The sequence below is a fragment of the Pseudomonas sp. V98_8 genome, assembly GCF_029967975.1.
Taxonomy (GTDB): domain Bacteria; phylum Pseudomonadota; class Gammaproteobacteria; order Pseudomonadales; family Pseudomonadaceae; genus Aquipseudomonas; species Aquipseudomonas umsongensis.
In genome coordinates, this window is record NZ_JASCAE010000068.1 from 1 (window position 1) to 26,758 (window position 26,758).

The 26,758-nt window shown below is 59.4% G+C and carries 23 protein-coding genes and 5 tRNA genes; 8 read left to right on the plus strand and 20 right to left on the minus strand.

Annotation, left to right across the window (positions count from 1 at the left end; all coding sequences use genetic code 11):
• Positions 1–227: 227 nt before the first annotated feature.
• The 3 genes from QLG10_RS21540 to QLG10_RS21550 all read right to left on the minus strand — a co-directional run bounded on the left by QLG10_RS21540 (position 228) and on the right by QLG10_RS21550 (position 5,126).
• Entirely contained in the window at positions 228–1,796 is a 1,569-nt protein-coding gene (locus tag QLG10_RS21540) for an amidase (RefSeq protein ID WP_110749074.1), read from the minus strand.
• 156 nt (positions 1,797–1,952) lie between these two features.
• Positions 1,953–3,605, minus strand: a complete 1,653-nt coding sequence (locus tag QLG10_RS21545; RefSeq protein WP_282487989.1) for a methyl-accepting chemotaxis protein — start codon at positions 3,603–3,605, stop codon at positions 1,953–1,955.
• Positions 3,606–3,662: 57 nt separating this feature from the next.
• On the minus strand, positions 3,663–5,126 hold the full coding sequence (locus QLG10_RS21550) for a coniferyl aldehyde dehydrogenase (RefSeq protein WP_282487995.1): 1,464 nt from the start codon (positions 5,124–5,126) through the stop codon (positions 3,663–3,665).
• 170 nt (positions 5,127–5,296) lie between these two features.
• On the opposite strand from QLG10_RS21550, the gene QLG10_RS21555 reads away from it, so the two are divergent.
• The 5 genes from QLG10_RS21555 to QLG10_RS21575 are packed head-to-tail and all read left to right on the plus strand — an operon-like array spanning position 5,297 to position 10,622.
• Positions 5,297–6,280, plus strand: coding sequence for a flavin reductase family protein (locus QLG10_RS21555; protein WP_020800912.1), 984 nt, complete (start codon positions 5,297–5,299; stop codon positions 6,278–6,280).
• Complete coding sequence (locus QLG10_RS21560; RefSeq protein ID WP_110749077.1) at positions 6,277–7,605, plus strand: MFS transporter; 1,329 nt, start codon at positions 6,277–6,279, stop codon at positions 7,603–7,605. Before QLG10_RS21555 ends, QLG10_RS21560 begins: the two co-directional genes overlap by 4 nt.
• A gap of 45 nt (positions 7,606–7,650) precedes the next feature.
• Positions 7,651–8,328, plus strand: coding sequence for a TetR/AcrR family transcriptional regulator (locus tag QLG10_RS21565; protein WP_248679496.1), 678 nt, complete (start codon positions 7,651–7,653; stop codon positions 8,326–8,328).
• Positions 8,329–8,381: 53 nt separating this feature from the next.
• Positions 8,382–9,512 carry a carbon-nitrogen hydrolase family protein gene (locus QLG10_RS21570; RefSeq protein ID WP_188264734.1) on the plus strand — a complete coding sequence of 377 codons (1,131 nt, stop codon included), beginning with the start codon at positions 8,382–8,384 and terminating at the stop codon, positions 9,510–9,512.
• Between the two features lie 3 nt (positions 9,513–9,515).
• Positions 9,516–10,622: an AraC family transcriptional regulator gene (locus QLG10_RS21575; RefSeq protein WP_188264733.1), complete on the plus strand. Its 1,107-nt coding sequence runs from the start codon at positions 9,516–9,518 to the stop codon at positions 10,620–10,622.
• A gap of 287 nt (positions 10,623–10,909) precedes the next feature.
• Here the strand turns inward: QLG10_RS21575 and QLG10_RS21580 are convergent, their stop codons facing one another.
• The 12 genes from QLG10_RS21580 to QLG10_RS21635 form a co-directional block, all read right to left on the minus strand.
• On the minus strand, positions 10,910–11,746 hold the full coding sequence (locus QLG10_RS21580; RefSeq protein WP_282487990.1) for a DUF2242 domain-containing protein: 837 nt from the start codon (positions 11,744–11,746) through the stop codon (positions 10,910–10,912).
• A gap of 201 nt (positions 11,747–11,947) precedes the next feature.
• Positions 11,948–13,819: a SurA N-terminal domain-containing protein gene (locus tag QLG10_RS21585; RefSeq protein WP_282487991.1), complete on the minus strand. Its 1,872-nt coding sequence runs from the start codon at positions 13,817–13,819 to the stop codon at positions 11,948–11,950.
• Positions 13,820–13,920: 101 nt separating this feature from the next.
• Positions 13,921–13,998 (minus strand) — tRNA-Leu (locus QLG10_RS21590).
• Between the two features lie 53 nt (positions 13,999–14,051).
• Positions 14,052–14,324: an HU family DNA-binding protein gene (locus QLG10_RS21595; protein ID WP_002552737.1), complete on the minus strand. Its 273-nt coding sequence runs from the start codon at positions 14,322–14,324 to the stop codon at positions 14,052–14,054.
• Positions 14,325–14,472: 148 nt separating this feature from the next.
• Positions 14,473–16,869 carry an endopeptidase La gene (gene lon, locus QLG10_RS21600; RefSeq protein WP_033040883.1) on the minus strand — a complete coding sequence of 799 codons (2,397 nt, stop codon included), beginning with the start codon at positions 16,867–16,869 and terminating at the stop codon, positions 14,473–14,475.
• 161 nt (positions 16,870–17,030) lie between these two features.
• On the minus strand, positions 17,031–18,314 hold the full coding sequence (gene clpX, locus QLG10_RS21605) for an ATP-dependent Clp protease ATP-binding subunit ClpX (RefSeq protein ID WP_046817996.1): 1,284 nt from the start codon (positions 18,312–18,314) through the stop codon (positions 17,031–17,033).
• Between the two features lie 111 nt (positions 18,315–18,425).
• Entirely contained in the window at positions 18,426–19,061 is a 636-nt protein-coding gene (gene clpP / locus QLG10_RS21610; RefSeq protein ID WP_008062468.1) for an ATP-dependent Clp endopeptidase proteolytic subunit ClpP, read from the minus strand.
• Positions 19,062–19,154: 93 nt separating this feature from the next.
• Complete coding sequence (gene tig / locus QLG10_RS21615; protein WP_020800921.1) at positions 19,155–20,465, minus strand: trigger factor; 1,311 nt, start codon at positions 20,463–20,465, stop codon at positions 19,155–19,157.
• A gap of 395 nt (positions 20,466–20,860) precedes the next feature.
• A tRNA-His gene (locus QLG10_RS21620) sits at positions 20,861–20,936 on the minus strand.
• Positions 20,937–21,014: 78 nt separating this feature from the next.
• Positions 21,015–21,099 (minus strand) — tRNA-Leu (locus tag QLG10_RS21625).
• Between the two features lie 57 nt (positions 21,100–21,156).
• Positions 21,157–21,232: transfer RNA gene (locus QLG10_RS21630), tRNA-His, on the minus strand.
• Positions 21,233–21,264: 32 nt separating this feature from the next.
• Positions 21,265–21,341 (minus strand) — tRNA-Arg (locus QLG10_RS21635).
• Positions 21,342–21,616: 275 nt separating this feature from the next.
• On the opposite strand from QLG10_RS21635, the gene folD reads away from it, so the two are divergent.
• Positions 21,617–22,471 (plus strand): bifunctional methylenetetrahydrofolate dehydrogenase/methenyltetrahydrofolate cyclohydrolase FolD, encoded by an 855-nt coding sequence (folD, locus tag QLG10_RS21640; RefSeq protein ID WP_020800923.1) that lies wholly within the window; start codon positions 21,617–21,619, stop codon positions 22,469–22,471.
• A gap of 239 nt (positions 22,472–22,710) precedes the next feature.
• The gene (gene pbpG / locus QLG10_RS21645; protein WP_282487993.1) at positions 22,711–23,652 is read left to right on the plus strand and encodes a D-alanyl-D-alanine endopeptidase; all 942 of its coding nucleotides are present in this window, start codon (positions 22,711–22,713) and stop codon (positions 23,650–23,652) included.
• 204 nt (positions 23,653–23,856) lie between these two features.
• On the opposite strand, the gene QLG10_RS21650 is transcribed toward pbpG, so the two are convergent.
• The 3 genes from QLG10_RS21650 to QLG10_RS21660 all read right to left on the minus strand — a co-directional run bounded on the left by QLG10_RS21650 (position 23,857) and on the right by QLG10_RS21660 (position 25,112).
• Entirely contained in the window at positions 23,857–24,072 is a 216-nt protein-coding gene (locus tag QLG10_RS21650; protein ID WP_110749090.1) for a hypothetical protein, read from the minus strand.
• Positions 24,073–24,089: 17 nt separating this feature from the next.
• Positions 24,090–24,296, minus strand: a complete 207-nt coding sequence (locus tag QLG10_RS21655; protein WP_020800926.1) for a DUF6021 family protein — start codon at positions 24,294–24,296, stop codon at positions 24,090–24,092.
• Between the two features lie 87 nt (positions 24,297–24,383).
• Positions 24,384–25,112, minus strand: a complete 729-nt coding sequence (locus QLG10_RS21660) for a peptidase C39 family protein (protein ID WP_282487996.1) — start codon at positions 25,110–25,112, stop codon at positions 24,384–24,386.
• Between the two features lie 167 nt (positions 25,113–25,279).
• Here QLG10_RS21660 and QLG10_RS21665 point away from each other — a divergent pair, with 167 nt between their 5' ends.
• On the plus strand, positions 25,280–25,447 hold the full coding sequence (locus tag QLG10_RS21665) for a hypothetical protein (RefSeq protein WP_282487994.1): 168 nt from the start codon (positions 25,280–25,282) through the stop codon (positions 25,445–25,447).
• 80 nt (positions 25,448–25,527) lie between these two features.
• Here QLG10_RS21665 and QLG10_RS21670 read toward each other — a convergent pair whose 3' ends face one another.
• Complete coding sequence (locus QLG10_RS21670) at positions 25,528–26,277, minus strand: TerC family protein (protein ID WP_110749094.1); 750 nt, start codon at positions 26,275–26,277, stop codon at positions 25,528–25,530.
• Positions 26,278–26,306: 29 nt separating this feature from the next.
• Positions 26,307–26,549, minus strand: a complete 243-nt coding sequence (locus QLG10_RS21675) for a hypothetical protein (RefSeq protein ID WP_110749096.1) — start codon at positions 26,547–26,549, stop codon at positions 26,307–26,309.
• Between the last annotated feature and the right edge of the window lie 209 nt (positions 26,550–26,758).

Below are 26,758 nucleotides of genomic sequence, written 5' to 3' on the forward strand. Positions count from 1 at the left end.
AAGAGCCCTTGGTTACTTGGGGCTCTTCCAAGTGACTCGCTGTAAGAGCGAAACCCTAGGTGGCCGTTACCGCAGGAATGGATATGTACTCCGACAACAAACAATAGGTCGGCTATCAGGACGCCTTCGCCGGCAAGTCGGATCGCCGCACCGCTGGCTCCTACAGGCTGTGCACGTCGCCGTTACCGGAGAAACGGATATGTACACAATCCCATCCCAATACGCCTTTACAACACAGCGCGTCTTGCAGCCCACGGATGGGCCTGCTCCAACTGACTAGCCAGACGCAACAGCACGTCCTCACCACCCAACTGGGCAGTGAACATCATGCCCACCGGCAAGCCGTTGTCACTCTGGCCCAACGGTAGCGAGATAGCCGGCTGCCCGCTGACGTTGGCCAGCGCAGTGAAGCCCGCGCTGCCCATGGCGTTGTGGGCGTAGCTGTCCCAGGGTTGATCCAGGGACAACAGGCCGAGCTTCGGCGTCAGGCTGCCGGTAACGGGCGAGAGGATCACGTCGTAGCGTTCGAAGTGCTGCTCCATGGTCGCGCCGATGCTCTCGAACGATTGGCGGGCGCGATACAGGTCCTCGCCACTGGTGCCCTTCGCACGCTCCAAATTGACCAGGGTGATCTTTTCCAGGTCCTGTGCCGTAACCGCGCGTCCGAGCGCCTGTTCACGGTCGTGGATCAGGGTCCGCAGCCCTGTGCCGATCACCGTGCCATGGGCACCGAACAATTGGCGTGGATCGACATTGAGCGTCAATTCGTCGATCTCGTGCCCCAAGGCCAGCAGTTGCTTGATGGTCTGCTCCAGCGTGGCGGCGATCGCCGGTTCAAGCGGCGCGCCGGTCATCGATTGACGCACCACGGCCACGCGCAGTTTGCCCGGGTCTTGCTGCAGTTCCTGCACATAGGGTCTTACCAAGGGCGGGCACCAATAGGCGCTGCCTGCTTCATGGCCTTGCCCGATATCGAGGAACAACGCGGTATCGCGCACGGTGCGCGAGACCACGTTGGCCGCGCTGGCGCCAAACCAGCCTTCGAAATGCAGCGGTCCGCTGGGGGTGCGATAGCGAGTGGGCTTGAGTCCGACCAGGCCGCAGTACGAGGCCGGAATACGGATTGAACCGCCGCCATCGGTGGCATGGGCCACGGGCACGATCCCCGCCGCTACCGCCGCTGCCGCGCCACCGGAGGAGCCGCCTGCGCTCATGGCCAGGTTCCAGGGGTTACGGGTTTGGCCCCAAGCCAGGGATTCGGTGGTGGTGGTCAAGCCGAACTCGGGGCACGTGGTCTTGCCGAACGGCACCGCACCGGCCTGCTCATAGCGAGCGATCAGGGTGCTGGTGCGGGCGGCGGGCGGTGTGTCCTTGAACATCCGGCTACCGTTGCTGGTGATGGTGCCTTGCAGTGAGGTGTTGAGGTCCTTGATCAGCAGTGGCACACCGGCCAGGGCGCCCTGGTTTTGAGTGCCGGCCTCGCGGCGCTGGGCCATCAAGGCACGGGCGTAGGCTTCGTGCAGCATGTTTACCGCATTGACCCTGGGGTTGACCTCGTTATAGCGAGCAAGCGTCGCCGCCAGCAGGTCCTCGGCACTCAGCTCGCCGCTGCGGATCGCCTGGCTCATGGCCCAGGCATCCATGGCCTGGTAGTCGCTGGCCGAAAGCCCTTGCGCGCGGGCGTCGGCAAAACGCCCCAGAAGCCCGACGCCAACCGCCACGGCACCGGCCTTGAGCACGCTGCGGCGCGGCCAGCCGGGGGCGGAGTTTAGTGGTGCGTTTTCGTGGTTATCCATGGTAGTGATCACGCCCTGATTGTGGGTTATTAGAGTATTCAGGCCTTACGCCCTGTGGGAGCGAGCCTGCTCGCGAAAGCGGTGGATCAGTCAACATTGATGTTGAATGTGCTGACCTCTTCGCGAGCAGGCTCGCGCCCACAGGGATTGCGGTGTTCAAGCGACATTGAAGCGTGCCGACAACTGATCCAGCGCCCGCGCTAGTTGCTCCAGGTCCGCGGCGGCCATCGCGCTGCGCCCGGCATTGGCCGACAGCGCACCGGTGCCACTGGAGACACTCTCGACCCTGGCGACCATTTCCCGAGTGACGCGCACCTGTTCGGTGATCAGCGTGGCGATGGTGTCCACGCTGCGGATCACATCATCGGTGCCACTGCGAATCTGCGCCACCGAATCGCCCGCCTCATGGGCCAGGTTGACGCCATCACGCACCCGGCTGACCACCCGCCCCATGCCGTCGACCACCGCCAGTGTGCCTTCTTGAATACGCTGCACGGTGAGGTCGATTTCACCAATGGAACTGGCGGTGCGTTGGGCCAACAGTCGAACCTCGTCGGCTACCACGGCAAACCCGCGCCCCGCCTCACCGGCCCGGGCAGCCTCTATGGCGGCGTTCAACGCCAGGAGGTTGGTCTGCTCGGCAATGCTGCGAATCACCTTGAGCACGTGGCTGATTTCCCCGGAGAACCCTTCGAGTTGGCGAATGTGCACGGCAGTGGCGCTGATCACGTCGCTAATGCGATTCATCTCCTGGGCCATGTCGCGAATAAACCCCTCGCTCTTGCCCGAGCGCTGTGCTGAATGCTGGGTGATGTCGCGAGACACGCCAACCTGATTGTCCACTTCGCCGATCGACCCCGACAGGTCCTCCACCGCCCGGGAAATCCCGCGAACCGCGTCCGCCTGCTGCTGGGTGGCCGTGGAGGCCGACTCCGCCGATTCGGCCATGTGCGCCGCTTCGCGACTGACCCGCTGCACCAGCTCGCGCATTTGTGAAATGAGCCCGTGCAAGCTGTCACGCATCAGCGCGATGTCGCGCAGCATCAGTGCGAATTCGTCACCGCCCTTGATCTCGATCGGCTGCACCAGGTCGCCACTGGCAATGGCCCGCACGCTGGCACCCGCCTGGGCAAACGCACGCTTGAGCCGACGCAAAGTGGAAAACGCGGTGAGGCTGCCCGCCAGCCCGCCCACTACCGCCAGCGCCATGTAAGCTAATAGCGTTGAACGATAGCGACGCTGCGCCGCCTCGTAGGCCTGCGAGGCGCTGGCCTTCTGCAGCGCTTGCAGCTTGCTCAGTTCAACCATGGCGGCATTGCCTTCCGGCTCGGCCATGCGCAAATAGGACAGGATGCCCGGCAGGCGAAAATCACCGGCGCGCAAGGAATCGAGGAAGATGCCCAACTCTTCCTGCCAGGCCTGATAGTGTTTGTCGAATGCATCGGCGGCCTGTTGTTCCTCACCGTTCAACGTGCGCAGGCGATAGCTCGCCCAGACCTCGGTCAGCGCCCGGTCATTGCTCTCGATGGCACTCAGGGTGGCTTCCACCGGACGATCGAACGCTGCCACCAGCGGGCCTTCCGGGTCCTGCTGGATCGCCAGCAAGACCTGGCGCCGGCTTTCATCGAGCCGCTGCCTGATGTCGCCGAACATCAACAACGTCGCCAGGTTGTCCTCGTTGATAGCCCGCAGACTGTCGCGCGCCTGCTGCAAGCCATAGGCACCGAACAACACCGCCAGGGCAAACAACAAGGTGGCCAACAACGCCCAGAGCCACAGGCGCTGAGCGATAGTAATTGCCTTGAACATGATCAATGGCCTGTCTCATGCAGCGGACGGGGTGCGCAAGGCCCCCCAACGCTGGAATTAGTCGCGAGTGACGCCGGCCAGCATCGCCGCCAGGTAATGCTCGCCGTAAGGCGGCAACAGACCCCATTCACGGCGTGGGTCGTGGGCCGAGGCCTTGAACACCGTGCGCAGGTGACTGAATTCGAGAAAACCTTCGTGGCCATGGTAATGACCCATGCCCGAGGCACCGATACCACCGAACGGCGCATCGTGCAGGGCGGCATGCATCATCACGTCATTGATGGTGACTCCGCCGGACAGGGTGTGTTCCAGCACGTGACGTTGCTCCCGCGCATCCTCGCCAAAGTAGTACAGCGCCAGCGGACGCGGCCTTGCGTTGATTTGCGCGATGACCTGGTCAAGGTCGTCATAGCTCAGCACGACCATGGCCGGACCGAAGATTTCCTCATGCATGATCTCGCTGTCCGGGGCCGGGTCCACTACGATTCGTAGCGGACGACGGCGGTCATGGGCATCCAGGGCCAGGGGTTCAGGCAGGCACTCGATGCGCGCCCCGCGCAACTGCGCGTCCTCGACCAGGCCCTCGACCCGCTCCAGGTGACGCTGGTTGACCACCGCCACCACGTCCGGGTTGCCGGCTACCGTCGGGTTGAGATCGCGATAAGCACTGCGCAGCGCATCGAGGAAGGCTTCGAGTCGGGCCTTGGGTACATACACCAGGTCCGGATTGATGCAGATCTGTCCGCCATTGGTGGACTTGCCTGCGGCGATACTGAACGCCGTTTTGTTCAGGTCGGCAGTGGCCGAAACGATCACCGGCGACTTGCCACCCAGTTCCAGTGTCACCGGCACCAGGTTTTTTGCGGCATTGCCCATCACTCGCCGGCCAATCGCCGTACTGCCGGTGAACACCAGGTGATCGAAGGGTTGGCTGCTGAAGGCCTCGCCCAGTTCCGGGCCACCATTGACCACGGCCACCACCAGCGGGTCGAGGTGTTCGGCGCACAGGCGCGCCACCAGTGCGGCGGTGCGCGGCACCACTTCCGAGGGTTTGAGAATGGCCCGGTTGCCGGCCGCGAGCGCCGAGGCCAGCGGGCTGAACAAGGTGTATAGCGGCGCGTTCCAGGTCCCCAGGATGCCCACCGTACCTTTTGGCTGGTGCATGACCCAGGCCCTGGCGCCGAGCTGGTCGTAAGGGGAAAACACTTCGCGCGGTTCGTCTTGCATCCACGCTTGCAGATGGTCGCGGGCATATTTGAGTGAAGCCAGGGCGCCGAGCACGTCATTCATCAAGGAAAAACCGGCGGGCCGTCCGCCAAAGTCCAGGTCGATGGCCGTGGTCAATGCCGCATGGTTGTCGACCAGCAGGTCGATCACTTGCTGCAGGCGCTGGCGCCGGGTGTCGGCGCTGACACCGCCGGCGCTGGCGAAGGCCTCTTTCTGGCGCGTCAGCAGGCTGGAAAGGTCTTGGTCGCAAGACATCGTTGAACTCATTGTTATCCCCTTGCAGGTTGGCTCGATGGCCGTTGAGCGCCCGATGCGCCTGGCGCCACCCTAGCCGCGCAGACCGCTGCGCCGCCTCGTCCGATCGGACGAGGCCCTGCATTAGTGTTAGTCCGTTGAGACGATGTTGAACGCCTGCAAACGCCCAATACTGGCCATACGAAAACCTCCACTCCATGAGGCCAGTCATGGCAATGCAAAATATCAGCTTCGATCCCCAGGCCTTTCGTGCCGCTCTCGGCACGTTCACCACCGGGGTCACGATCATCACCACCCAGACCGAAGACGGCTCGCCCGTGGGCATCACCGCCAACAGCTTCAACTCGGTGTCGCTCAACCCGCCGCTGGTGCTCTGGAGCTTGTCCAAGCAAGCGCGCAGCCTGCCGATCTTCAGCAGCGGCAAGCATTGGAACGTGCACGTGCTGTCCACGGAGCAAGAAAACCTCTCGGGACGTTTCGCCACCCAGGGCGAAGACAAGTTCGCCGAGATCGAACTGGACAACGGCATCAGCGAGGCGCCATTGCTGCAAGATTGCACCGCGCGCTTCCAGTGCCGTACGGCGTTCCAGTACGAAGGCGGCGACCATGTGATTTTCGTCGGCGAGGTACTCGCCTTCGATCACAGTGACCGCGCCCCGCTGGCGTTCCAGAGCGGCCAATATGCCCTGGCCACGCGCAAGCCCCGCAGCGAGCTACGCCTGGCGACCACGCCGCCACCGCCCGAGTGCAGCTACACCGAGGATTTGCTCGGCTACTTGCTGGGACGCGGGCATTACCAGACACTCAATGCCCTGCGGCAACTGCTGAACAGTCAGCAGCTGGACGAACAATCGTTCTTCGTACTGTCGATCTTGTGTATTCGCGACGATATGACGCTGGAGGAAATCAACACCTTCGTGACCTACACCGGCCGCGAAGTGACCCTGGCCAGCATGCGGTTTCTCGAGCGCCAGCGCCTGGTGGCCTTCGAGGGTCCGGCGCAATCGCCACGTTTTGTCCTCACGGCCCAAGGCCGAGAAGTGTCCCTGCATCAGTTGGCACTGGCCAAGGCCGTGGAAGAGGATCTGTCGGCCAAGCTCGGCGCCGCCGATGCGCAAGCCTTGAAAGTCTTGCTCAAGCGCCTGATCGTCGTGAGCGACCCGGGCTTGCCTGATCTGTGGGCACCGCGATGACCGCTCGCGAGGGGACGCTGCCTGCGACCACGGTCGGTTGGGGTAGCCATGGCCTGCTGTTACTGCTGGCCTTGGTGTTCGCCGACAACTTCGTCGGGCGACAGATACTCGCGGTCATGGTCGAACCGATCAAAGCCGAATTCGGCGTCGGCGATACCGCCATCGGCCTGATCTCGGGCCTGGCGTTCGCGGCGGTCTATGCACTCATGGGCCTGCCGGCCGGGCGGCTGGTGGATCGCATGCCGCGTATCCGCCTGCTGGCCATGTCTTGCCTGCTCTGGGCCGTGGCAACCATGGCGTGCGGGTGGGCGGGCAGTTTCCTCGCGCTGGGCATTGCGCGAATGCTGGTTGCCGTCAGCGAATCGCCGACCACGTCGGCCTCGCTGTCGCTGATCGCCGACCTGTATCCGACGCACCGACGCTCATTCGCCATCAGCTGTTTTACCGCCGCACCCACATTTTCCTCGATCATCGGCTTGAGCATCGGCGCCTGGGTGGTCGAGCACTATGGCTGGCGCAGTGCGTTCATTGCGTTGGGGATGCCGGCCCTGGTGTTCTGTACGATCCTGGCCTTCGTCGTGCGCGAACCGCAGCGTGGCCGCTGGGACCTTACGCCACATACCCACACAGCGCCCGCACTGCTTGGCATGGGAGCCGAAGCCCGCAAGCTCTGGGCATTGCCGGCCTACCGCTGCCTGATCCTCGCTGGCGGCCTGACCACGCTCAGTTCCTATGCGATTGCGATGTGGAACACCAGTTTCCTGGTGCGCTCCCACGGCTTGTCACTGCAACACGCCGGCTTGCTGGCGGGCGTGATCTGCGGTACCTCGGCCGGATTCGGTGGCCTGCTCAGTGGTTGGTTGAGTGACCGCCTGTGCCGCCGCGATCCACACTGGCAGGTGTCCATTCCGGTAGTGGGCCACATTGCGGCGACCTGTGCGCTGGTCCCCTATCTGCTGTGGTCCGACTCCGTGCTGGTGCGCCTGGGTGATGTGCCGGTTCCAGGCGCCATGCTCTGGTGCGCGCTCTATGCCTTCTTTTCCGTGTGGTGGGTCGCGCCTTCCTACAATCTCGTCACGCAGCTGGTGCCCGCCGGGAGGCGCGGAACTGCAATGGCGCTGCAAACCATCGTCAGCACGCTGCTGGGGATCGGCGTCGGGCCATTGTTGACCGGTTTGTGCAGCGACCTGTTGTTACCGCTGTTCGGCCACGAGTCGTTGCGGTATGCGCTGCTGCTGGTGAATCTGCCGGTGATTTGCGCGGTGTTGCTGTTGATGCGCACGGCGCACCATGCTGGCAAAACTGGCTATCGCCACGGGGGATAGGTTTGCTCAAGGCCACGCTTTAATTGTCCAGTCGACGGAGCTCCAATGCCTACCAACAGCGCAACAGCCAATCCCGTACACAGCGCCCGCGATCGACTGCTCGACGCGGCACTCGAACTCTTCGCCACACATGGCTACCAGGCCATCGGCTTGCGGGACTTGGCGAGCTACCTGGGGCTGCAGGCCGGCTCCCTCTACCATCACATTGAAAACAAACAGGCCCTGTTGTTCGAGCTGATCGAGTCAGCCTTGTCGGACTTGCTGCTGGATACGCTGCGGCGCATGAAAGGCGCAAGAAGCCCTCGCGGGCGTCTTCAGTCGTTCATTCAAGCCTTCGTCAGCTTCAACTTCAACGAAAAATACAAACTGACCCTGGTCAGCCGCGAGTTCACGAATCTGACTGAAGATCAGAAGCAACAGGTTATCCAGCTGAGAAACGAATACGCCGCTGTTTTAAACGCCATCATCACTGACTCGAACGGCGAGAAAGACGCAGCCGCTCGCGACCTCTGCCCCACCACCAGCGCAGTCATTGCCATGCTGTTCGGCCAGTCACAGTGGTACACCCTCGAGACAACCGAAGCACAATTGACGAAAACACTCACCGACGTTGTCACATGCATTATCGCGAACAGGCAGAGCACCGACGCAAGTGCGACGCGGCCAATTTCCCGGAGCGCTGTCAATTTTCCCCACCCTCCCCGTGATTCGCTTTATCCTTGATGCAAATCCGATGAAAAGCCATGAATCCTGCATACGGCTGCTGACTGTTCCCCATGCGCAAACTTTTGTACCTGACTGTCTCCATGGCGTTGATCGCCGCTCTAACGACCTACGCCATGTGGGCCGCGGATCGCCCGACGGGCCTCTACCTCTCTGACCTGCGAATCGATGTCGCCGTCGACCAGGGCACGCCCGCTGACCGTGGCAATTTGCTGGGCATCCAGCCCGAGCTGTTTCCCACCGACTATCAAAGCCCCGAACGCCTGCACCGCAAACTCGCCGCCTACTTGCAGACGGCCCGGGATCAGGGGCTGCTGAATGAAAAAACCATCGTCGTATTGCCGGAGCATGTGGGCACCTGGTTGATGGTCAGCGGCGAAAAAGACGAGTTGTACCAGGCCACTACTTTCAAGGAGGCCATGAACTGGCTGGCCGTGAGCAATCCTTTGAAGTTCGTCCGCGCGCTGATTGGCGCCGAGGGCGACAGCCGCATCGAGGACGCGCACCTGCGCATGAAAGCCAAAGGCATGGCCAAGGATTACCAGGCGCTGTTTGGCGGGCTGGCTAAAGAATTTCACGTCACCCTGGTGGCAGGCTCCATCGTGCTGCCCGAGCCCAGTGTCATCGACGGTACGCTGAAAATCGGCCGTGGTGCGTTGTTCAACAGCAGCGTGGTGTTTGGCCGCGATGGCCTGCCAATCGGGCAACCCCAGCGCCAGATGCATCCGGTTTTCGAGCAGCAGGACGCGATCAAGGCCAACGGCGAACATACGCTCAATGTCGTCGACACCCCCGCCGGGCGCCTGGGCGTGCTGATCGGCAGCGACAGCTGGTACCCCGACAACTACCGCAAGCTCGACACGCAGCAGGCACAGCTGGTCGCCGTCCCGGCGTTTGTTGTTGGCCGCGGTAGCTGGGACCAGCCGTGGCGTGGCTACAAGGACTCATCGACACCCGGCTCCGACAGCCTCAAGGCCGGGGAGATCAGTGAAGGCCAGGCCTGGCAGCGCCTGAACCTGAGTACTCAGGCACCCGCCAGCCGGGCCATCGCCGGCGTGAGCGTATTCCTGCGCGGACAGTTCTGGGATCAGGGCAGCGCCGGGCAGAGTTTTCTCAGCAGCAACGGCCAGCATTTCGTCGATGGCAAGGCCCGTGGCGCGCGCTTGTTGAACCTTTGGCTGTAGGCCATGAAACCCACCCCGATGCGCCTGGGAGATCTGTCGGTGGGCTTTGTTCACAGCCTGGCCGACGCCGTGAACAGCCACGGCACAGATCCGCAGCCACTGCTCGAGCAATATGGCCTTGATGCGGCCCGACTGAGTGAAGCCGGTGCCCGTCTCTCGATCCCGCGCTACATGCGCCTGGGCCACGCGGCCATCCAGTTGACCGGCAACCCGGCACTCGGCTTGCAAATGGCCCAGCTCAGCCGCCTGAGCCAGGCCGGCCTTGCCGGCGTCACTGCCGCCCAGGCACCGACGGTGCGCGAGGCGGCGCGCTGCCTGATTCGATTCGAAGCCTTGTATGGCTCCAACTACCGCGGTCAATCAAGCTTCCACGAAGACGCTCAGGGTGCCTGGCTGCGCTTCTATTCCATCAGCCCCTACAACAGCTACAACCGCTTCGTGGTGGATTCGATCCTCGGCGGCTGGTTGCAGCAATTATCCAGCGTCAGCCCTGCCCGGCTGCGTGCCGAACGTATCGACATCGAGTTCGAGGAGCCCGACTACCGCGCGGCCTATGACGTGCTGGGCGACTGCCCGATCCAGTTTGGCGCCGAGCACAATCAATTGCGCCTGAGCCTGGCCAGCCTTGCCCAGCGTAATCCCGAGCATTGCCCCAGCACCTGGCGACACCTGCTGCAACTGTGCGAGCGGGAACTGGAGCAATTGACCCGCACCCGCAGCCTGCGTGAACGCATCACACAGCTGCTGGGGCCATTGCTCAATGGCGGCCGGGAGCCCGACCTGGAAGAAGTGGCAACACGCCTGAAACTGCCGGTATGGACCTTGCGCCGCAAACTCGCTGAAGAAGGCACGCAATTTCGCGCGATTCTTAACGACACCCGTCGCGACCTGGCCATGACCTATATCCGCGACACTGAATTGGCGTTCGGAGAAATCGCCTACCTGTTGGGCTTTGCCTCAGCCGAAGCCTTTCAACGCGCCTTCAAGCGCTGGACCGCCCAGACACCCGGCGAGTTTCGCCGCAGTCGCAGGGAAACAGTCGCAGGCAGCAAGCTTCAAAGTTCGGTTGCGTCTTCGGAAGGCTCAGGTGGGTCCAACTCAAACGCCTGATACTCGAGCAGTTCTTCTTGATAGTCGTCCATTTTCGTATCCCCCACAGCTCATAAAAAAACGTCTGAATAAATGACCAGCGCCTTGAGCCTAAAGTGCCCGCGTGAAAGAAAAATGACGCGGACACGACACTTCGTCGCCTACAGATAAAACGTAGCAGGCGGTTGGGAATTTATCACAGGTTTTTTTTGCGGCAGGCCGCAGGACGACGACCTGTTTGACGCGGATCAATCTTTGTTACGGCGAGGGGGCCCGGAGCATGAGCTGGCCTGGCCCCATCGCGCCCATCACTGGCCGGTGATGGGCATGGCCTGGATCGGCTCCGAAGGTGGTGCCATGTCGCTCGGATTGGCCGGTGGCGTGATCACTTCTTCGGTGGCAGGCGCTGGCGCGGCAGTGGGGCTTGAGGTAATGGGTGCAGCCTCAGGCGGCGGCGCTACCGGCTCGGAAGCGGCAGGGGTCACTTCGGCGCCCTTGGCTGCCTCTGGCGCGGGCTGTGCCGCAGCTTCCGGGGCCAATGGCGCCGGTGCAGCCTTGGGCTCGGGCACGCCCAGATCGGTTTTCGGCTTCTCGGGGATGTGCGCCGCTGCCTTCACTTCCTTGGGCAGGAACAGCTCGACCAGGGCGAAGAATCGCTCGTAGAACTTGGCTGAGGTGACGGTTTCGCTGGCGACCTTGACCATCGAGTCGTCGGAGGAGCCGATCGGCATCGACACCGAGCCAAGCACGCCAACACCGAGGCTTGCCGAGTTGTTGGTTTTCTTCAGCGCATACTTGTCCTGAAGGGCATTGGCGAACACGGTGGCATGGTGCGCCGAAGTGCCGTCTTCAGCGCAAACCACACTGAAACTGATCTCCATGTGGTTTTCACCGGTCTGCTGGAAGCTCTTGTGCCCGCTGACCAGCTTGGGATCACTGCTGGTGATGATATAGCCCTGGCTCAGCAAGGCCCGACGAGCGGCTTCACAGGAGACCGAGTCGGTCACTGGATAGTTACGGGAAAACGTTCCGGAATCATCGAAGTTCTCATGCTCGTAGATGGCGGCTTTCTTCGACGAACAACCGGCAGCAGCAGCCAGCACCAAGGCCAGCCCGACAACCCGCATGGGAATTGATTTAAACATTGAACATCCTGAGAGAAACGGTTCGGGGCGTATTGTGCAACAGATCGATGCTTAGCGGCGCACCGATTGTGTCTTAAAACGGTTACAGCACTGTTGACCCGATGGTCGGGAGAAAATTGCCTGAATGGCGCAATGCAGCCGAAAAAAAACCCCGGCCTTGCGGCCGGGGTCTTCGTTTCATGCAAAAAGCGCGTGGGCAGATCAGAAACGCTTGATCTCGGCCTGGCTTTCCAGCTGCTTGCGGTAAGCCGCAAAGTCTTGCTGGCCAACGCGCGAAGCGAGGAAGCGACGGTATTGAGCCTTCTCTTCTTCAGTTGGCGTTGCGGCCTCGTTCACGCCGTTCAGACGCACGATCATCAGGCTGCCATCAGGCAACGTGACACTGCTGAAGGTCGGCTTGTCCTTGGCGGCAGGCTTTGGCATGCGGAACAACGCTTGCAGCACAGTCGGGTCCAGCCCTTCCTGAGTGCGAGTCGCGGCTTCGGTTACCTTCCAGTTCTGACCGTCGATCGGGCTGTTCAATGGCGTCTTGCCATCACGCAAGCTGGCAATCAGCTCGTCAGCCTTGGTCTTGGCAGCAGCGCTGGCGTGCTCCCTGGCCAATTGCTCACGGATCGGACCCTCGACCTTTTCCAATGGCAGTTGCGCAGGCTTCAGATGCTCCTTGGCGCGCAACACGATCACGGTTTCGGGGTCGAGCTCGATGGCGGTGCTGTTGGCACCCTCATCCAGTACTTCCGGGCTGAAGGCTGCGGTGACCACGGCACGGTTGGCCGTAATGCCTTCGCCACCCTCGCGGCCGAACGGCTTGGAGGTGTGAACGGTAAGCTTCAAGTCCTGCGCAGGCTGGACCAGGTCGGACGCTTCGAACGAGGCGTCTTCCAGTTGCTTGGTCGCTTCAACGAAACGCTGCTCGACCTGCTGGGCCTTCAATTCGCGGGTCAGCTTGTCTTTCAGGCTGGCGAACGTCGGCACTTCAGGCGCTTCCACGCCCAACAGCTTGATCAGGTGGAAACCGAAGTCGGTGCGAACCGGCTCGGAAACCTGATCCTTGGCCAACGAGTACAAGGCCTTCTCGAATGCCGGGTCGTACACGCCAGGACCTGCGAAGCCCAGGTCGCCGCCATTGTTGGCAGAACCCGGGTCCTGGGAGAACTCCTTGGCCAGGGCCTCGAATTGCTCGCCCTTGTTCAGGCGGGCCTGGATCTCGTCGATTTTGGCCTTGGCTTGCGCTTCGGTCGTCTTGTCGTTCACTTCGATCAGAATGTGCGCAGCCCGGCGTTGCTCGGACAGGTTCGCAGTTTCTTTCTGATACGCCGCCTGCAGGTCTTCGTCCTTGACGCTGACCTGATCAAAGAAGGAAGCCTTCTTCAACTCCAGGTAATCGATGACCACTTGGTCCGGCGTCATGAATTCCTTGGCATGCTCGTCGTAGTAGGCCTTGACCTCTTCGTCGGTCAGCTTCACGGCTGTCGGGTCGACCTTGATGCTCAGGGAGGCGAAATCGCGGGTCTGTTTTTCCAGACGGGCGAAGGCCATGACCTGGGCGTCGGTGACGAAACCGCTACCCGCCACACCCGCGCGCAGTTGTCCGATCAGCATTTCCTGAGCCAGCATCTGGCGGAATTGCATGCGGCTGTAGCCCAGTTGGCGAATCACCTGGTCGAAACGCTCAGGGCTGAACTTGCCATCCACCTGGAATTCAGGCGTTTGCAGGATGACCTGGTCCAGCGCCGCCTCGGAGAAAGCGAATTTGGAATTTTCTGCGCCTTGCAACAGCAGCTTGCGGTCAATCAGGCCTTTGAGGGCCGATTCGCGCAGCATTTTTTCGTCCAGCAAGGAGGCGTCGAAATCCTTGCCCAGCTGTTGCATGAGTTGACGGCGTTGCATATCGACCGCCTGGCTCAGCTCGTTTTGGCTGATTTCGTCACCATTGACCTTCGCCGCCTCGTTTTTGTGCGTCGTAGCCTGGAAAATGGCGTCGAAACCGGTCAAAGCCATCAGTGCAACGATGACCCCGATAATGGTCTTGGCAATCCAGCCTTGTGAATTGTCCCTGATATTTTGCAGCATGCGTCCCCCATAAACGGTTGAACTTCAAATTAGGCAACCGTGGAGCGTGGGTAGAATCCGGATAGAAGAAAGGCGCATCCGAGGATGCGCCTTCTCGTAACTGGCGGAGCGGACCGATGACTCGACCTTGCGAGCCTCGGTGTCTCGAACCGGCAACCTGCCGACTGGACTACCGCTCCGCTGCCAGGTCAGGCATGACCCCGACCCGGATAGGCAAAAACCTGATTGGAACTTAGTTGACAGCTTCTTTCAGTGCTTTACCAGCTTTGAAGCCTGGTTTTTTGGCAGCTGCGATTTCCAGTGTCTTACCGGTCTGTGGGTTACGACCGATGCGAGCTGGACGATCAGTTACGGAGAAAGTACCGAAACCAACCAGAACCACGGAGTCGCCGGCCTTGAGAGCGCCAGTGACGGATTCGATTACAGCGTCCAGCGCACGGCCAGCAGCAGCTTTCGGGATATCAGCGGATGCAGCGATAGCATCAATCAGTTCCGACTTGTTCACTCTAAGTCCCCTTATATCTATTTGAGTATGATTCTAAGTTTTTTGGTGAAAGCAAAAACGAGTGCTGAATGGCCTACAGACACTTAAGAGCCGCTTTATAACAAGGGCTCTAAAAAGCTGTCAAGGAAGCCCCCCAGGCAAATACGTACTAATGCGTGCTAATTCTTTCCTTAGAATCCGACTCGCGTTTTTCATCCTTCGCGACTATCTCCGGAGCCACATCCGGCAAGGGCTCCGGGGCGTATTGCAGCGCAATTTGCAGGACCTCGTCAATCCATTTAACTGGTTTAATCTGAAGATCTTGCTTGATATTGTCCGGAATTTCCTTCAAATCGCGAACATTCTCTTCAGGAATGATCACGGTCTTGATTCCGCCTCGATGCGCCGCCAGCAGTTTTTCCTTCAAGCCGCCGATCGCCAATACCTGGCCACGCAGGGTAATTTCACCCGTCATGGCAACATCAGCGCGTACTGGAATGCCGGTCAGTGCCGACACCAACGCCGTGCACATGCCTACGCCCGCGCTCGGGCCGTCTTTGGGGGTCGCCCCTTCCGGCATGTGGATGTGCGTGTCGCGCTTCTCGTGGAAGTCCAGGGGGATCCCCAGGCTCTTGGCACGGCTGCGAACAACGGTCAGGGCTGCGGTGATCGATTCGACCATCACGTCACCCAGGGAACCGGTCTTGATCAGTTGGCCTTTGCCCGGAACGACAGCCGCTTCGATAGTCAGCAATTCGCCGCCCACCTGAGTCCACGCCAGGCCAGTGACCTGACCGATCTGGTCCTGCTGTTCTGCCAGGCCGTAGCGGAATTTGCGCACGCCCAGGAAGTGCTCGAGCATGTCCGCCGTCACTTTCACCGAGAAGCGTTTTTCCAGCGCATGCTCTTTCACAGCCTTGCGGCAGACCTTGGCAATCTGGCGCTCCAGGCCCCGCACACCGGCTTCGCGGGTGTAGTAGCGGATGATGTCGCGGATCGCTTCAGCGTCGAATTCCAGCTCGCCTTTCTTCAGGCCGTTGGCCGTGATCTGTTTCGGCGAGAGGTATTTGACGGCGATGTTGATCTTCTCGTCTTCCGTGTAACCGGGCAGGCGAATGACTTCCATCCGGTCCAGCAGGGCGGGTGGAATGTTCATGGAGTTGGAGGTGCACAGGAACATCACATCGGACAGGTCGTAGTCGACTTCCAGATAGTGATCGTTGAAATTGTGGTTCTGCTCCGGATCGAGCACTTCCAGCAATGCCGATGCCGGATCACCACGCATGTCGCTGCCCATCTTGTCGATTTCATCGAGCAGGAACAGCGGGTTGCGCACACCCACTTTTGTCATCTTTTGAATCAATCTTCCTGGCATCGAACCGATGTAAGTACGGCGATGGCCACGAATTTCCGCTTCATCGCGCACGCCGCCGAGGGCCATCCGCACGAATTTACGGTTGGTGGCGTGTGCAATCGACTCTGCCAGGGACGTTTTACCCACCCCTGGAGGACCGACCAGGCACAATACCGGACCCCGGATCTTCTTCACGCGCTTTTGCACGGCGAGGTATTCGAGAATGCGTTCCTTGACCTCTTCGAGGCCGTAGTGATCGGCGTCGAGAATGTCTTCTGCGCGCGCCAGATCAAGGCGTACCTTGCTCTGTGCCTTCCACGGCACCTGGACCAGCCAGTCGATGTAGGAACGCACCACGGTCGCCTCAGCGGACATCGGCGACATCTGCTTTAGCTTGTTCAGTTCGGCCGTCGCCTTGGCGAGGGCGTCTTTTGGCAGGCCGGCGGCATCGATGCGCTTTTTCAGCTCTTCGACTTCGTTGTGCCCTTCGTCGCTGTCACCAAGCTCTTTCTGAATGGCCTTCATCTGCTCATTCAGGTAGTACTCGCGCTGACTGCGCTCCATTTGTTTTTTGACACGACCGCGAATGCGTTTTTCGACCTGCAGCAGGTCGATCTCGGCATCCAGCAAAGCCAGCACGTGCTCTACACGGGCCGACAAATCGATGATTTCGAGAATTTCCTGCTTCTGCTCGATTTTCAGCGCCATGTGCGCGGCCATGGTGTCCACCAGGCGACCTGGCTCATCGATGCTGTTGAGCGACGACAGGACCTCGGCAGGGACTTTCTTGCCCAGCTGCACATACTGTTCGAACTGCGACAGCAGGCTGCGGACAAACACTTCCGACTCGCGCTCTGGCGCATCGACCTCGTCGATCAACGAAACTTCGGCGCGGCAGTGGCCATCCACTTCGCTAAAGCGCTCCACGGCGCCGCGCTGCTCGCCTTCGACCAGAACCTTGACCGTGCCGTCAGGCAGCTTGAGCAGCTGCAGAACGGTCGCAATCGTACCCACGCGATAAAGTGCGTCTTCACCCGGATCGTCGTCGGCAGGGTTTCTCTGGGCCAGCAGAAGGATCTGCTTGTCGCCCGTCATCGCTGCCTCGAGGGCTTCGATGGATTTCTCGCGCCCCACGAACAGCGGGATAACCATGTGCGGATAAACCACGACATCACGCAATGGCAGGAGAGGCAATTCGATGGTTGTCTTCATGATTTCGCCTCTACGGCGGCCATAAGGCCGGAAACAGATGGAAGTAAGCTTGAAACCAAGATGGGGTCTGCCTTCAAAAAAAACAAGCACAAAGACAGTGTTAAAAAGTACTAAAAGCAAAGGGGCCCGAAGGCCCCTTCTTTGTACCGACTGCGCAACGCTTAGGCGTCTGGCGCGGCCTTGGCAGCAGGCTCACTGTTTTCATAGATATACAGTGGCTTGGACTTGCCTTCTATGACGCTTTCATCGATCACCACTTTACTCACCTCGGACTGCGAGGGGATTTCGTACATGGTATCGAGCAACACACCTTCGAGGATCGAACGCAATCCACGGGCACCGGTCTTGCGTTCCAGCGCGCGTTTTGCGACCGATTTCAGTGCGTCGGCCCGGAATTCCAGGTCCACGCCTTCCATCTCGAACAGCTTGGCGTATTGCTTGGTCAGCGCATTTTTCGGCTCGGTGAGGATCTGCATCAACGCAGCCTCATCAAGCTCGTCCAGCGTCGCCAAAACCGGCAGACGACCGACGAATTCCGGGATCAGACCGAACTTGACCAGATCGTCAGGCTCGACTTCACGCAGGGACTCACCGACTTTCTTGCCTTCTTCCTTGCTGCGAACTTCCGCGCCAAAACCGATGCCGCCCTTGGTGGAACGGTTTTGGATGACCTTTTCCAGACCGGAGAATGCGCCACCGCAGATGAACAGGATGTTACGGGTGTCGACCTGAAGGAATTCCTGCTGCGGATGCTTGCGACCACCCTGAGGCGGAACGGAAGCGACCGTGCCTTCGATCAACTTGAGCAGGGCCTGCTGCACGCCTTCGCCGGAAACGTCCCGGGTGATCGACGGGTTGTCAGACTTGCGCGAAATCTTGTCGATTTCATCGATGTAGACAATGCCCATCTGGGCCTTTTCCACGTCGTAATCGCACTTCTGCAGCAGCTTCTGAATGATGTTCTCGACATCTTCACCGACATAACCCGCCTCGGTGAGGGTGGTTGCGTCGGCGATGGTGAACGGAACGTTCAGCAAGCGGGCCAGTGTTTCGGCAAGCAGGGTCTTACCCGAGCCTGTCGGGCCGATCAGCAGGATGTTGCTCTTGCCGAGTTCGACGTCGTCGCTCTTTTTGTCACGCTGGTTCAGGCGTTTGTAGTGGTTGTACACCGCTACGGCCAGAACCTTTTTCGCACGCTCCTGACCAATCACGTATTGATCAAGGATGCCGCTGATTTCTTTAGGCGAAGGCAATTTATGCGCGCTGCTTTCGGCCTGGGCTTCCTGCACCTCCTCACGGATGATGTCATTGCACAGGTCGACGCACTCGTCGCAGATAAAGACCGAGGGGCCGGCAATCAATTTGCGCACTTCATGCTGGCTTTTGCCACAGAAGGAGCAATAGAGCAGCTTGCCGTTGTCCTCGCCGTTGCGGGTGTCAGTCATTCGTTCGATCCAAATCCGATAGGCTTGCAACACAAGATGAAGGCTATTGCGGGCTTTTTCAAGCCCGCCGGTGATCGGACTTGCCGACCAGCCTTATTTTGAGCTGCTTATTTACGCGGGGCGCTGGTTGATCACTTCATCGATCAACCCGTACTCACGCGCGGCTTCTGCACTCATGAAGTTATCGCGGTTGGTATCGCGCTCGATTTCTTCAAGGGTGCGCCCGCTGTGCTTGGCCATCAGCGTGTTGAGACGCTCACGAATGAAAAGAATTTCCTTGGCGTGGATTTCGATGTCCGACGCCTGGCCCTGGAAACCGCCCAGAGGCTGGTGAATCATCACACGCGAGTTCGGCAGGCAGTAACGCTTGCCTTTGGCACCGGCCGTCAGCAGGAACGCACCCATGCTGCACGCTTGGCCGATACAGGTGGTCGACACGTTGGGCTTGATGAACTGCATGGTGTCGTAGATCGACATGCCCGCCGTCACCGAACCACCCGGGGAGTTGATATAGAGATGGATGTCCTTGTCCGGGTTTTCCGCTTCAAGGAACAGCAGTTGCGCACAGATCAGGTTGGCCATGTAGTCCTCTACGGGGCCCACCAGAAAGATCACTCGCTCCTTGAGGAGGCGCGAGTAGATGTCGTAGGCGCGCTCGCCACGAGCGGACTGCTCGACAACCATCGGGACCAGGCCGCCTGCGGCCTGGATATCAGAGTTCTGCTGAATATACGAATTACGGAACATGCTCTGCAGTCACTCCCAAATAGTTATGTCTTGAATACGCATAAGCCAGCTCGAGAGCTGGCTTATGGTGTGTGCTTCTTAGCGCAAAAATGATCAGTCGGCTTGTGGAGCTTCTACCGGCTTGACCGCTTCTTCGTAAGAGACCGATTTGTCGGTCACGCTAGCTTTCTGCAGAACAGTATCCACAACTTGCTCTTCCAGCACAACCGAACGAACTTCGTTCAGTTGCTGGTCGTTCTTGTAGTACCAGGACACAACTTGCTCAGGCTCCTGATAAGCCGAAGCCATTTCCTGAATCATCTCGCGAACGCGGGCTTCGTCAGGCTTCAGGTCGAATTGCTTGACCACTTCAGCCACGATCAGGCCCAGGACAACACGGCGCTTGGCTTGCTCTTCGAACAGCTCGGCCGGCAGTTGGTCAGGCTTGATGTTGCCGCCGAACTGCTGAACAGCCTGCACGCGCAGACGGTCAACTTCGTTGGACAGCAGAGCCTTTGGCACTTCGATCGGGTTGGTGGCCAGCAGACCGTCCATAACCTGATTCTTGACCTTGGATTTGATCGCCTGACGCAGTTCGCGCTCCATGTTCTTGCGAACTTCGGCGCGGAAGCCTTCCAGACCGGTTTCCTTGATGCCGAACTGCGCGAAGAACTCTTCGTTCAGCTCAGGCAGTTTTGGCTCGGAAACGGTGTTGACGGTCACGGTGAACTCGGCGGTTTTGCCAGCCAGGTCCAGATTCTGATAGTCCTCTGGGAAAGTCAGGTTCAGGACGCGCACTTCACCGGCTTTAGCGCCAACCAGGCCGTCTTCGAAGCCTGGGATCATGCGGCCGGAACCCAGCACCAGCTGGGTGCCCTTGGCGGAACCGCCAGCGAATACTTCACCGTCGACCTTGCCTTCGAAATCGATGTTCAGCTGGTCTTCGTTCTGGGCAGCGCGATCGGCCACTTCGAAACGGGTGTTCTGCTTGCGCAGGATGTCCAGCATCTTGTCCAGATCGGCATCAGCCACGTCAGCGCTCAGGCGCTCTACGGTGATACCTTCGAAACCGGCAACGGTGAACTCAGGGAACACTTCGAATACAGCGACGTATTCCAGGTCCTTGCCTGCTTCCAGGGATTTAGGCTCGATCGAAGGCGAACCAGCCGGGTTCAGCTTCTGCTCAACCACAGCTTCGTAGAAGGAAGACTGGATGACGTCGCCTACCGCCTCCTGGCGAGCTTCAGCGCCAAAACGACGCTTGATTTCGCTCATTGGCACTTTGCCTGGACGGAAGCCAGCAATCTTGGCCTTTTGGGCAGTCTGCTGCAGACGCTTGTTGACCTGAGTCTCGATGCGCTCAGCCGGCACGGTGATGCTCATGCGGCGCTCAAGAGCAGAAGTATTTTCAACAGAAACTTGCATGGATATTCCTCGTTGCACAGACGTTAGCCGGCCGTTTCCGACCCCAGAATCAAGGGCATGCATTCTAGTGGGTCAAACTCAAGAAGTCACCCTACTGAAAACGGGTAAAAACGCAGCAGGCAATTTATAGGTGCGAATGCACGAGTGCACCTCGCCCCGGTGGCAAATACAGCCATTCACGCCAAGGCTCTGCGCCAACCCTTCCTTATATGGAGGAGGTTGCCAAGCATCTCCCTGACAGCCGATCTTGCGAACAAGGCCGGCGGGCAGCACGGCATCATCGGGAAACATAAAAACGACGAAACGCCCTGCCCTTGCGACCCGGAACCGGCGGTCGCTGAAACCGCTGAAACAAAAAAGGCGCCAGACTATTAATCTGGCGCCTTTTCGAAATATGGGGTGGACGATGGGGATCGAACCCACGACAACGGGAGTCACAATCCCGTGCTCTACCAACTGAGCTACGCCCACCATATTGCGTGCCAAAGAAGCCAAATCACTTCTTTGTTGAACCTCGACCAAGCCAGGCGGCATGGACGAAGTCTTGTTTGGTGCGGATGAAGAGACTCGAACTCTTACGCCTCGCGGCGCTGGAACCTAAATCCAGTGTGTCTACCAATTCCACCACATCCGCGAGATGAAGCCTTTAAAGCAAAGGCGCCAGACTGTTAATCTGGCGCCCTTCGAAATATGGGGTGGACGATGGGGATCGAACCCACGACAACGGGAGTCACAATCCCGTGCTCTACCAACTGAGCTACGCCCACCATATCGCGTTACTTGTGCCAAAGCTGCCTAATGGCGCACCCGGCAGGACTCGAACCTGCGACCATCCGCTTAGAAGGCGGATGCTCTATCCAGCTGAGCTACGGGCGCCTTGTTAATCTGTACTCTTGGAGGACTACAAACTAAGTGCTTTTCAGTCTTGCAGAACCGTAATCCCGCTCAACCTTCTCAACCAGTGCTAGGCTGTGCCCGACAAGTGCGACGAATAGTATAGAGCCCCCTGCAGGTCGTCAAATCCTTTTTGAAAAAAATTCATTTAATTAAAGGGGTTAGCGGAATTTGCAGACCAAGCGCCTTTGCCCTCACCGCATGACATGCGAGAATACGCTCTCTTTTTTTCCCCTCTCGATGGTTAATCACGCGCAATGACTGCACAACTTATCGACGGCAAATCGATCGCCGCCAGCCTGCGCCAGCAGATCGCCCAACGCGTCAACGAGCGTCGCCAGCAAGGCCTGCGCACGCCCGGCCTCGCGGTGATCCTGGTCGGCAGCGATCCTGCCTCTCAGGTTTATGTCTCGCACAAGCGTAAAGACTGTGAAGAGGTCGGCTTCCTGTCCCAGGCCTATGACCTGCCTTCCGACACCACTCAGCAAGCGCTGGCCGACCTGATCGATCGCCTCAATGACGATCCGGCGATTGACGGCGTCCTGCTTCAACTTCCTCTCCCCGAACACCTGGACGCCTCCAAATTGCTGGAGCGCATTCGTCCGGATAAAGACGTCGATGGCTTTCATCCTTATAACGTCGGTCGCCTTGCCCAACGGATCCCGTTGCTGCGCCCATGCACGCCAAAAGGCATCATGACCTTGCTGGAAAGCACCGGTGCCAATCTGTACGGGATGAACGCGGTAGTGGTCGGCGCTTCCAATATCGTCGGACGCCCGATGGCGATGGAATTGCTGCTGGCCGGTTGCACCGTGACCGTGACCCACCGCTTCACCAATGACCTGGCCGATCATGTCGGCCGCGCCGACCTGGTGGTCGTCGCCGCTGGCAAGCCAGGCCTGGTAAAAGGTGAGTGGATCAAGGAAGGCGCGATCGTGATCGACGTCGGCATCAACCGCCAGGAAGACGGCAAGCTGGTGGGTGACGTGATCTATGAAACCGCCCTGCCCCGCGCCGGGTGGATCACTCCCGTGCCAGGTGGCGTCGGCCCAATGACTCGCGCCTGCCTTCTGGAAAACACGCTGTACGCCGCAGAAACCCTGCACAGCTGAGGCTTAAGGCAAAAGGTCACCCGCGACACAAGGAACCCCGCCCATGGCGGGGTTCTTTTTGCCCGCGAAACCGGATCGACCATCCGCCGGAAAGTGACTTTTTTTTCATGTTTACAGGGTCTTTCACCCCGTCCTCGAACAACCATCGACAGTTATTCAGCCATACTCCAGAATGTCGCGCTTTTTAAGAAATAGCCCGTTACAAAACGGCTTATCAACACATCATTGAGTCTGCCAGCGTGAAAATCCGTCTTTCCATCCTGAGCCTATTTTTTGCAGTTACAGGGACTTTCATCACGCCAAACGCCACCGCGGGCGACACTACCACCGCAGCGCCTCGAGACACCGCACAACTCAAACTCGCTTCCGGCAGCTCCTTGTTGCTGGACATGCAGACCAACAAAATCATCTATGCCAGCAATCCGGACGTGGTGGTACCGATTGCTTCCGTCAGTAAACTGATGACGGGGCTGGTCGTGGTTGAATCGCGGCAGAACATGGACGAATTCATTGACGTCAACATCAGCGACACACCGGAAATGAAAGGCGTGTTTTCCCGGGTCAAGCTGCGCAGCGAACTGCCACGCCGGGAAATGCTGCTGATTGCCCTGATGTCCTCGGAAAACCGCGCCGCCGCGACCCTGGCGCATCACTATCCGGGCGGATATGCCGCGTTCATTGCCGCGATGAATGCCAAGGCCCGGGCCCTGGGCATGACCAACACCCATTTCGTGGAGCCGACCGGCCTCTCCCCGCGCAACGTTTCGACCGCGCGCGACTTGAGTAAACTGTTGATCGCCGCGCACAAATACCCGCTGCTAACAGAGCTGAGCACCACCAAGGAAAAAACCGTCACCTTCCGCAAACCCATTTATAGCCTGGGTTTTCGCAACACCGACCATTTGGTGCGCAAGCCGGACTGGGATATCCAGCTGACCAAGACCGGTTTTACCAATGAAGCAGGTCACTGCCTGGTGCTGGTGACCCGGATGAGCAATCGTCCGGTTGCGCTGGTGCTCCTGGACGCCTACGGCAAGTACACACACTTTGCCGACGCCGCCCGCATCCGCAATTGGGTCGAAACCGGCAAGAGCGCCGCCGTGGCTTCTGCGGCCTTGCAGTACAAATCGGACAAGAACCTCAAGCAGCGCCAGAGTGGTGTTGTTGAGGCCTCGAAGTAAGCAGGCGGATATCGAAGGCTTATGATCGTTCCCACGCTCCGCGTGGGAATGCATCCTGTGACGCTCCGCGTCACCGTTGCGCACGGCTCACATGATGCGTCGTCTGCGGAACGCGGAGCGTCCCTGACGGCGTTCCCACGCAGAGCGTGGGAACGATCAAATCGCTGCGATGGGCCCCGCCGAAATTGGACCACCTCCCCGCAATCAATCATTAGGCAGCGGCATCTGGTCATCATCAGGAATACCGTCACCCTTGCTGGGGTCGTGCCAGCCTTGTGGATGTTCGGTCGGCACCACCGTCGGCCGCGCCAGCGGATCGCGCAACGGACTGTTCGGGTCCATCACCGGATCCATGTCCTTCTCGGGCGTAGTCGGTACGGTTTCCGGACGTTCGTCGTTGAAGCTCGAATCGGTAGACATACGCACCTCCAATAGGATTAGGGTTTGAGATTACCCAATGGATCGTAGGGTTTGGCCGGAGCCTTTGAGTTGTCACCCGGCTTCACATCCCTCGGGGCCTTGGCTGGCCCGATTGGGTCGACCGCCGGATCGGCAAGGTCCGGGGAGTCGGGATCGAACCCCAACTCATCGCCAGACGAATGCTCGGATGAGTGAGGGCCGTCGGGGGTATTGGAATGGGCCATGACACCTCCTGATAGCCCGGGAAAATCCGGGCCTTTAAGATAAGAGGTTGGCAACGGCCGCAGGTGCCCGGCGAGTGACGAACGGGCTTACTGCGCTACCAGCGCTTTTTTCGCCTTGGCGGCAGCCTGTTCCTGGCCCGCTTGGGCAAGGTCGTTGGCCGCCTTGAGCCAGCGTTGCTGATCAACCTGAGCGGGCAGCTGGGTCGGATTCTGAATCAACACGGCCCATCCGCCGGCGTCCTTGAACGCCGATTCGAACGAACCAAAACCCATCATCAGCCGCTGATCCATGCCTGCACGCAGCAAGACGGTCTGCTTCTGACGGTTGTATCCACTCAAAATCGCGTAGCGCGGTTCGGCCCAGAGCGCCGAGCCTTCAGTGAAGCGCACCATCACCGGGTAACCGGCCGCGACCTGGGTCAGCAAGGCGGGCAGATTGCTGTCGAGGGGATAAACCATCATCCCGTACTCGCGGGCGAGGTTCTGCATGCTCTGTTGCAATTGCGCCTCGCCACCCGGCAGATGCAAGGGTTTGTCGAGCAAGCCCGGGGTGATCACGATGCCCTGTTGCGACAGCATACTCGCCAGCACCTGTGGCCCGCTTTGATTCGCTACGCCCTTATAGAATCGCCCGCTGAGTTCGACGCGCTCCGGCAGACGCTGGATCTGCGGCGAAACGCTCCCGGCGCATCCCGCCAGACTGGCAACACAGCCCACAATCAGTGCTGCCGATAGCAATCGAGAAATTACTCGCACCATCATCACTCTCTCATTCAGATGCCAGGCAATCCAATTCCCGGCTTGGCCGTCGATAATAGGGCTCCTCACCACAGCGGTATAGCCTTAACCGGCAGTTGAGGGCATCCGATAGAGCAAACTGGTTGGTGGCCGCCGACCTTTGGTCAATAGCCTGAAACACGCCAGCGACTAGACTGTCACTTGCACAGCGCGTGTGCCCGCCGCAGGGCAAAGAGGAGGCCTCGATGAGCCTGGCAATGACAATCGTAATGTTGATTTCTGGCTGGCTGGCCGTAGCCGCAGCCATGTTATGGGGCGTTCTGCGCATTACCCGCCGGCACCATCACCCTGTCCAGCCGAAACCTATGGAAAAAACCGACGAAGCCAGCGCATCACACGCCACTGTCCACTGAGCGAAAGCCTTGCTCAGCCAAAAAACCGGTTCAAAAAAAGGCCGCCTGGAGTCCAGGCGGCCTTTTCATTTCAGCGAGGGTCAAGCCTCAGCGGTAACCCGCTTCTGCCGAGCCCGGCGGGACATCATGTTCAGCACCTCGATCGCTGCCGAGAACGCCATCGCCGCATAAACGTAGCCCTTCGGTACGTGGGCGCCGAAACCTTCGGCGATCAGCGTCATGCCGATCATGATCAGGAAGCCCAGTGCCAGCATGACAACTGTCGGGTTGTCATTGATGAACTTGGCCAACGGATCAGCCGCCAGCAACATCACCAGCACCGACACCACCACGGCAATGATCATGATCGGCAAATGCTCGGTCATGCCGACAGCGGTAATGATGCTGTCGATGGAGAACACCATGTCCAGCATCAGGATCTGACCGATCGCCGCGGCAAAGCCCAGGGTCACCGTCGAGGTCGCCGACTTCGGATCTTCCGGCGCCGGGTCCATGCTGTGATGGATCTCGGTGGTGGCTTTCCACAACAGGAACAAGCCGCCAGCGATCAGGATCATGTCCTTCCAGGAGAATGCGTGGCCGAAGATCTCAATGACCGGCGCGGTCAGCTGGACGATGAATGCAATGGTACTCAGCAAGCCCAGTCGCAGGATCAACGCCATGCCGATACCGATGCGCCGCGCCTTCTGCCGATGCTGCTCGGGCAGTTTGTTGGTCAGGATCGAGATGAAGATCAGGTTATCGATGCCGAGCACGATTTCCATCACCACCAGGGTGGCCAGGGCGACCCAGGCAGTGGGGCTGGCGGCTAACTGTAAAAGGTATTCCATGGGTCAGTCCTGACTCGCTGTAAGACGGTTTAGATTTCCTGGGAGGACGATGCGGATTTTTCCGCCTCTTTTTCCGACGACTCTTTTTTGCTGATCAACCCACCGGTGGCATCGCTGAGCGCTTGCTCGGCGGCCTTGTGGGTGTCGTCGATTGCCTGTTTCGCGCTTTCGGCAGCCTTGCCCATCAACTGCTGGGCGCTTTTTTCTGCCTGGTCGCAACCGGCCAGCACCAGCAAGGAGGTGATCAATAAGGCCGTAGCTTTGAGTTTCATGGTGTTTTTTCCTCGATATAACGAACGCAGCCGACACGATGGCCCGTTGATAGCGAGGGATTCTAGGCAATTGAATACTTCAGGAAAATTCGTATTTTTAGCGGTTATACTTCGTTTTTAACGAACTAAATAAAAGTCACCCTGTAGGAGCTGCCGCAGGCTGCGATCTTTTGATCTTGATCTTAAAAACAAGATCAAAAGATCGCAGC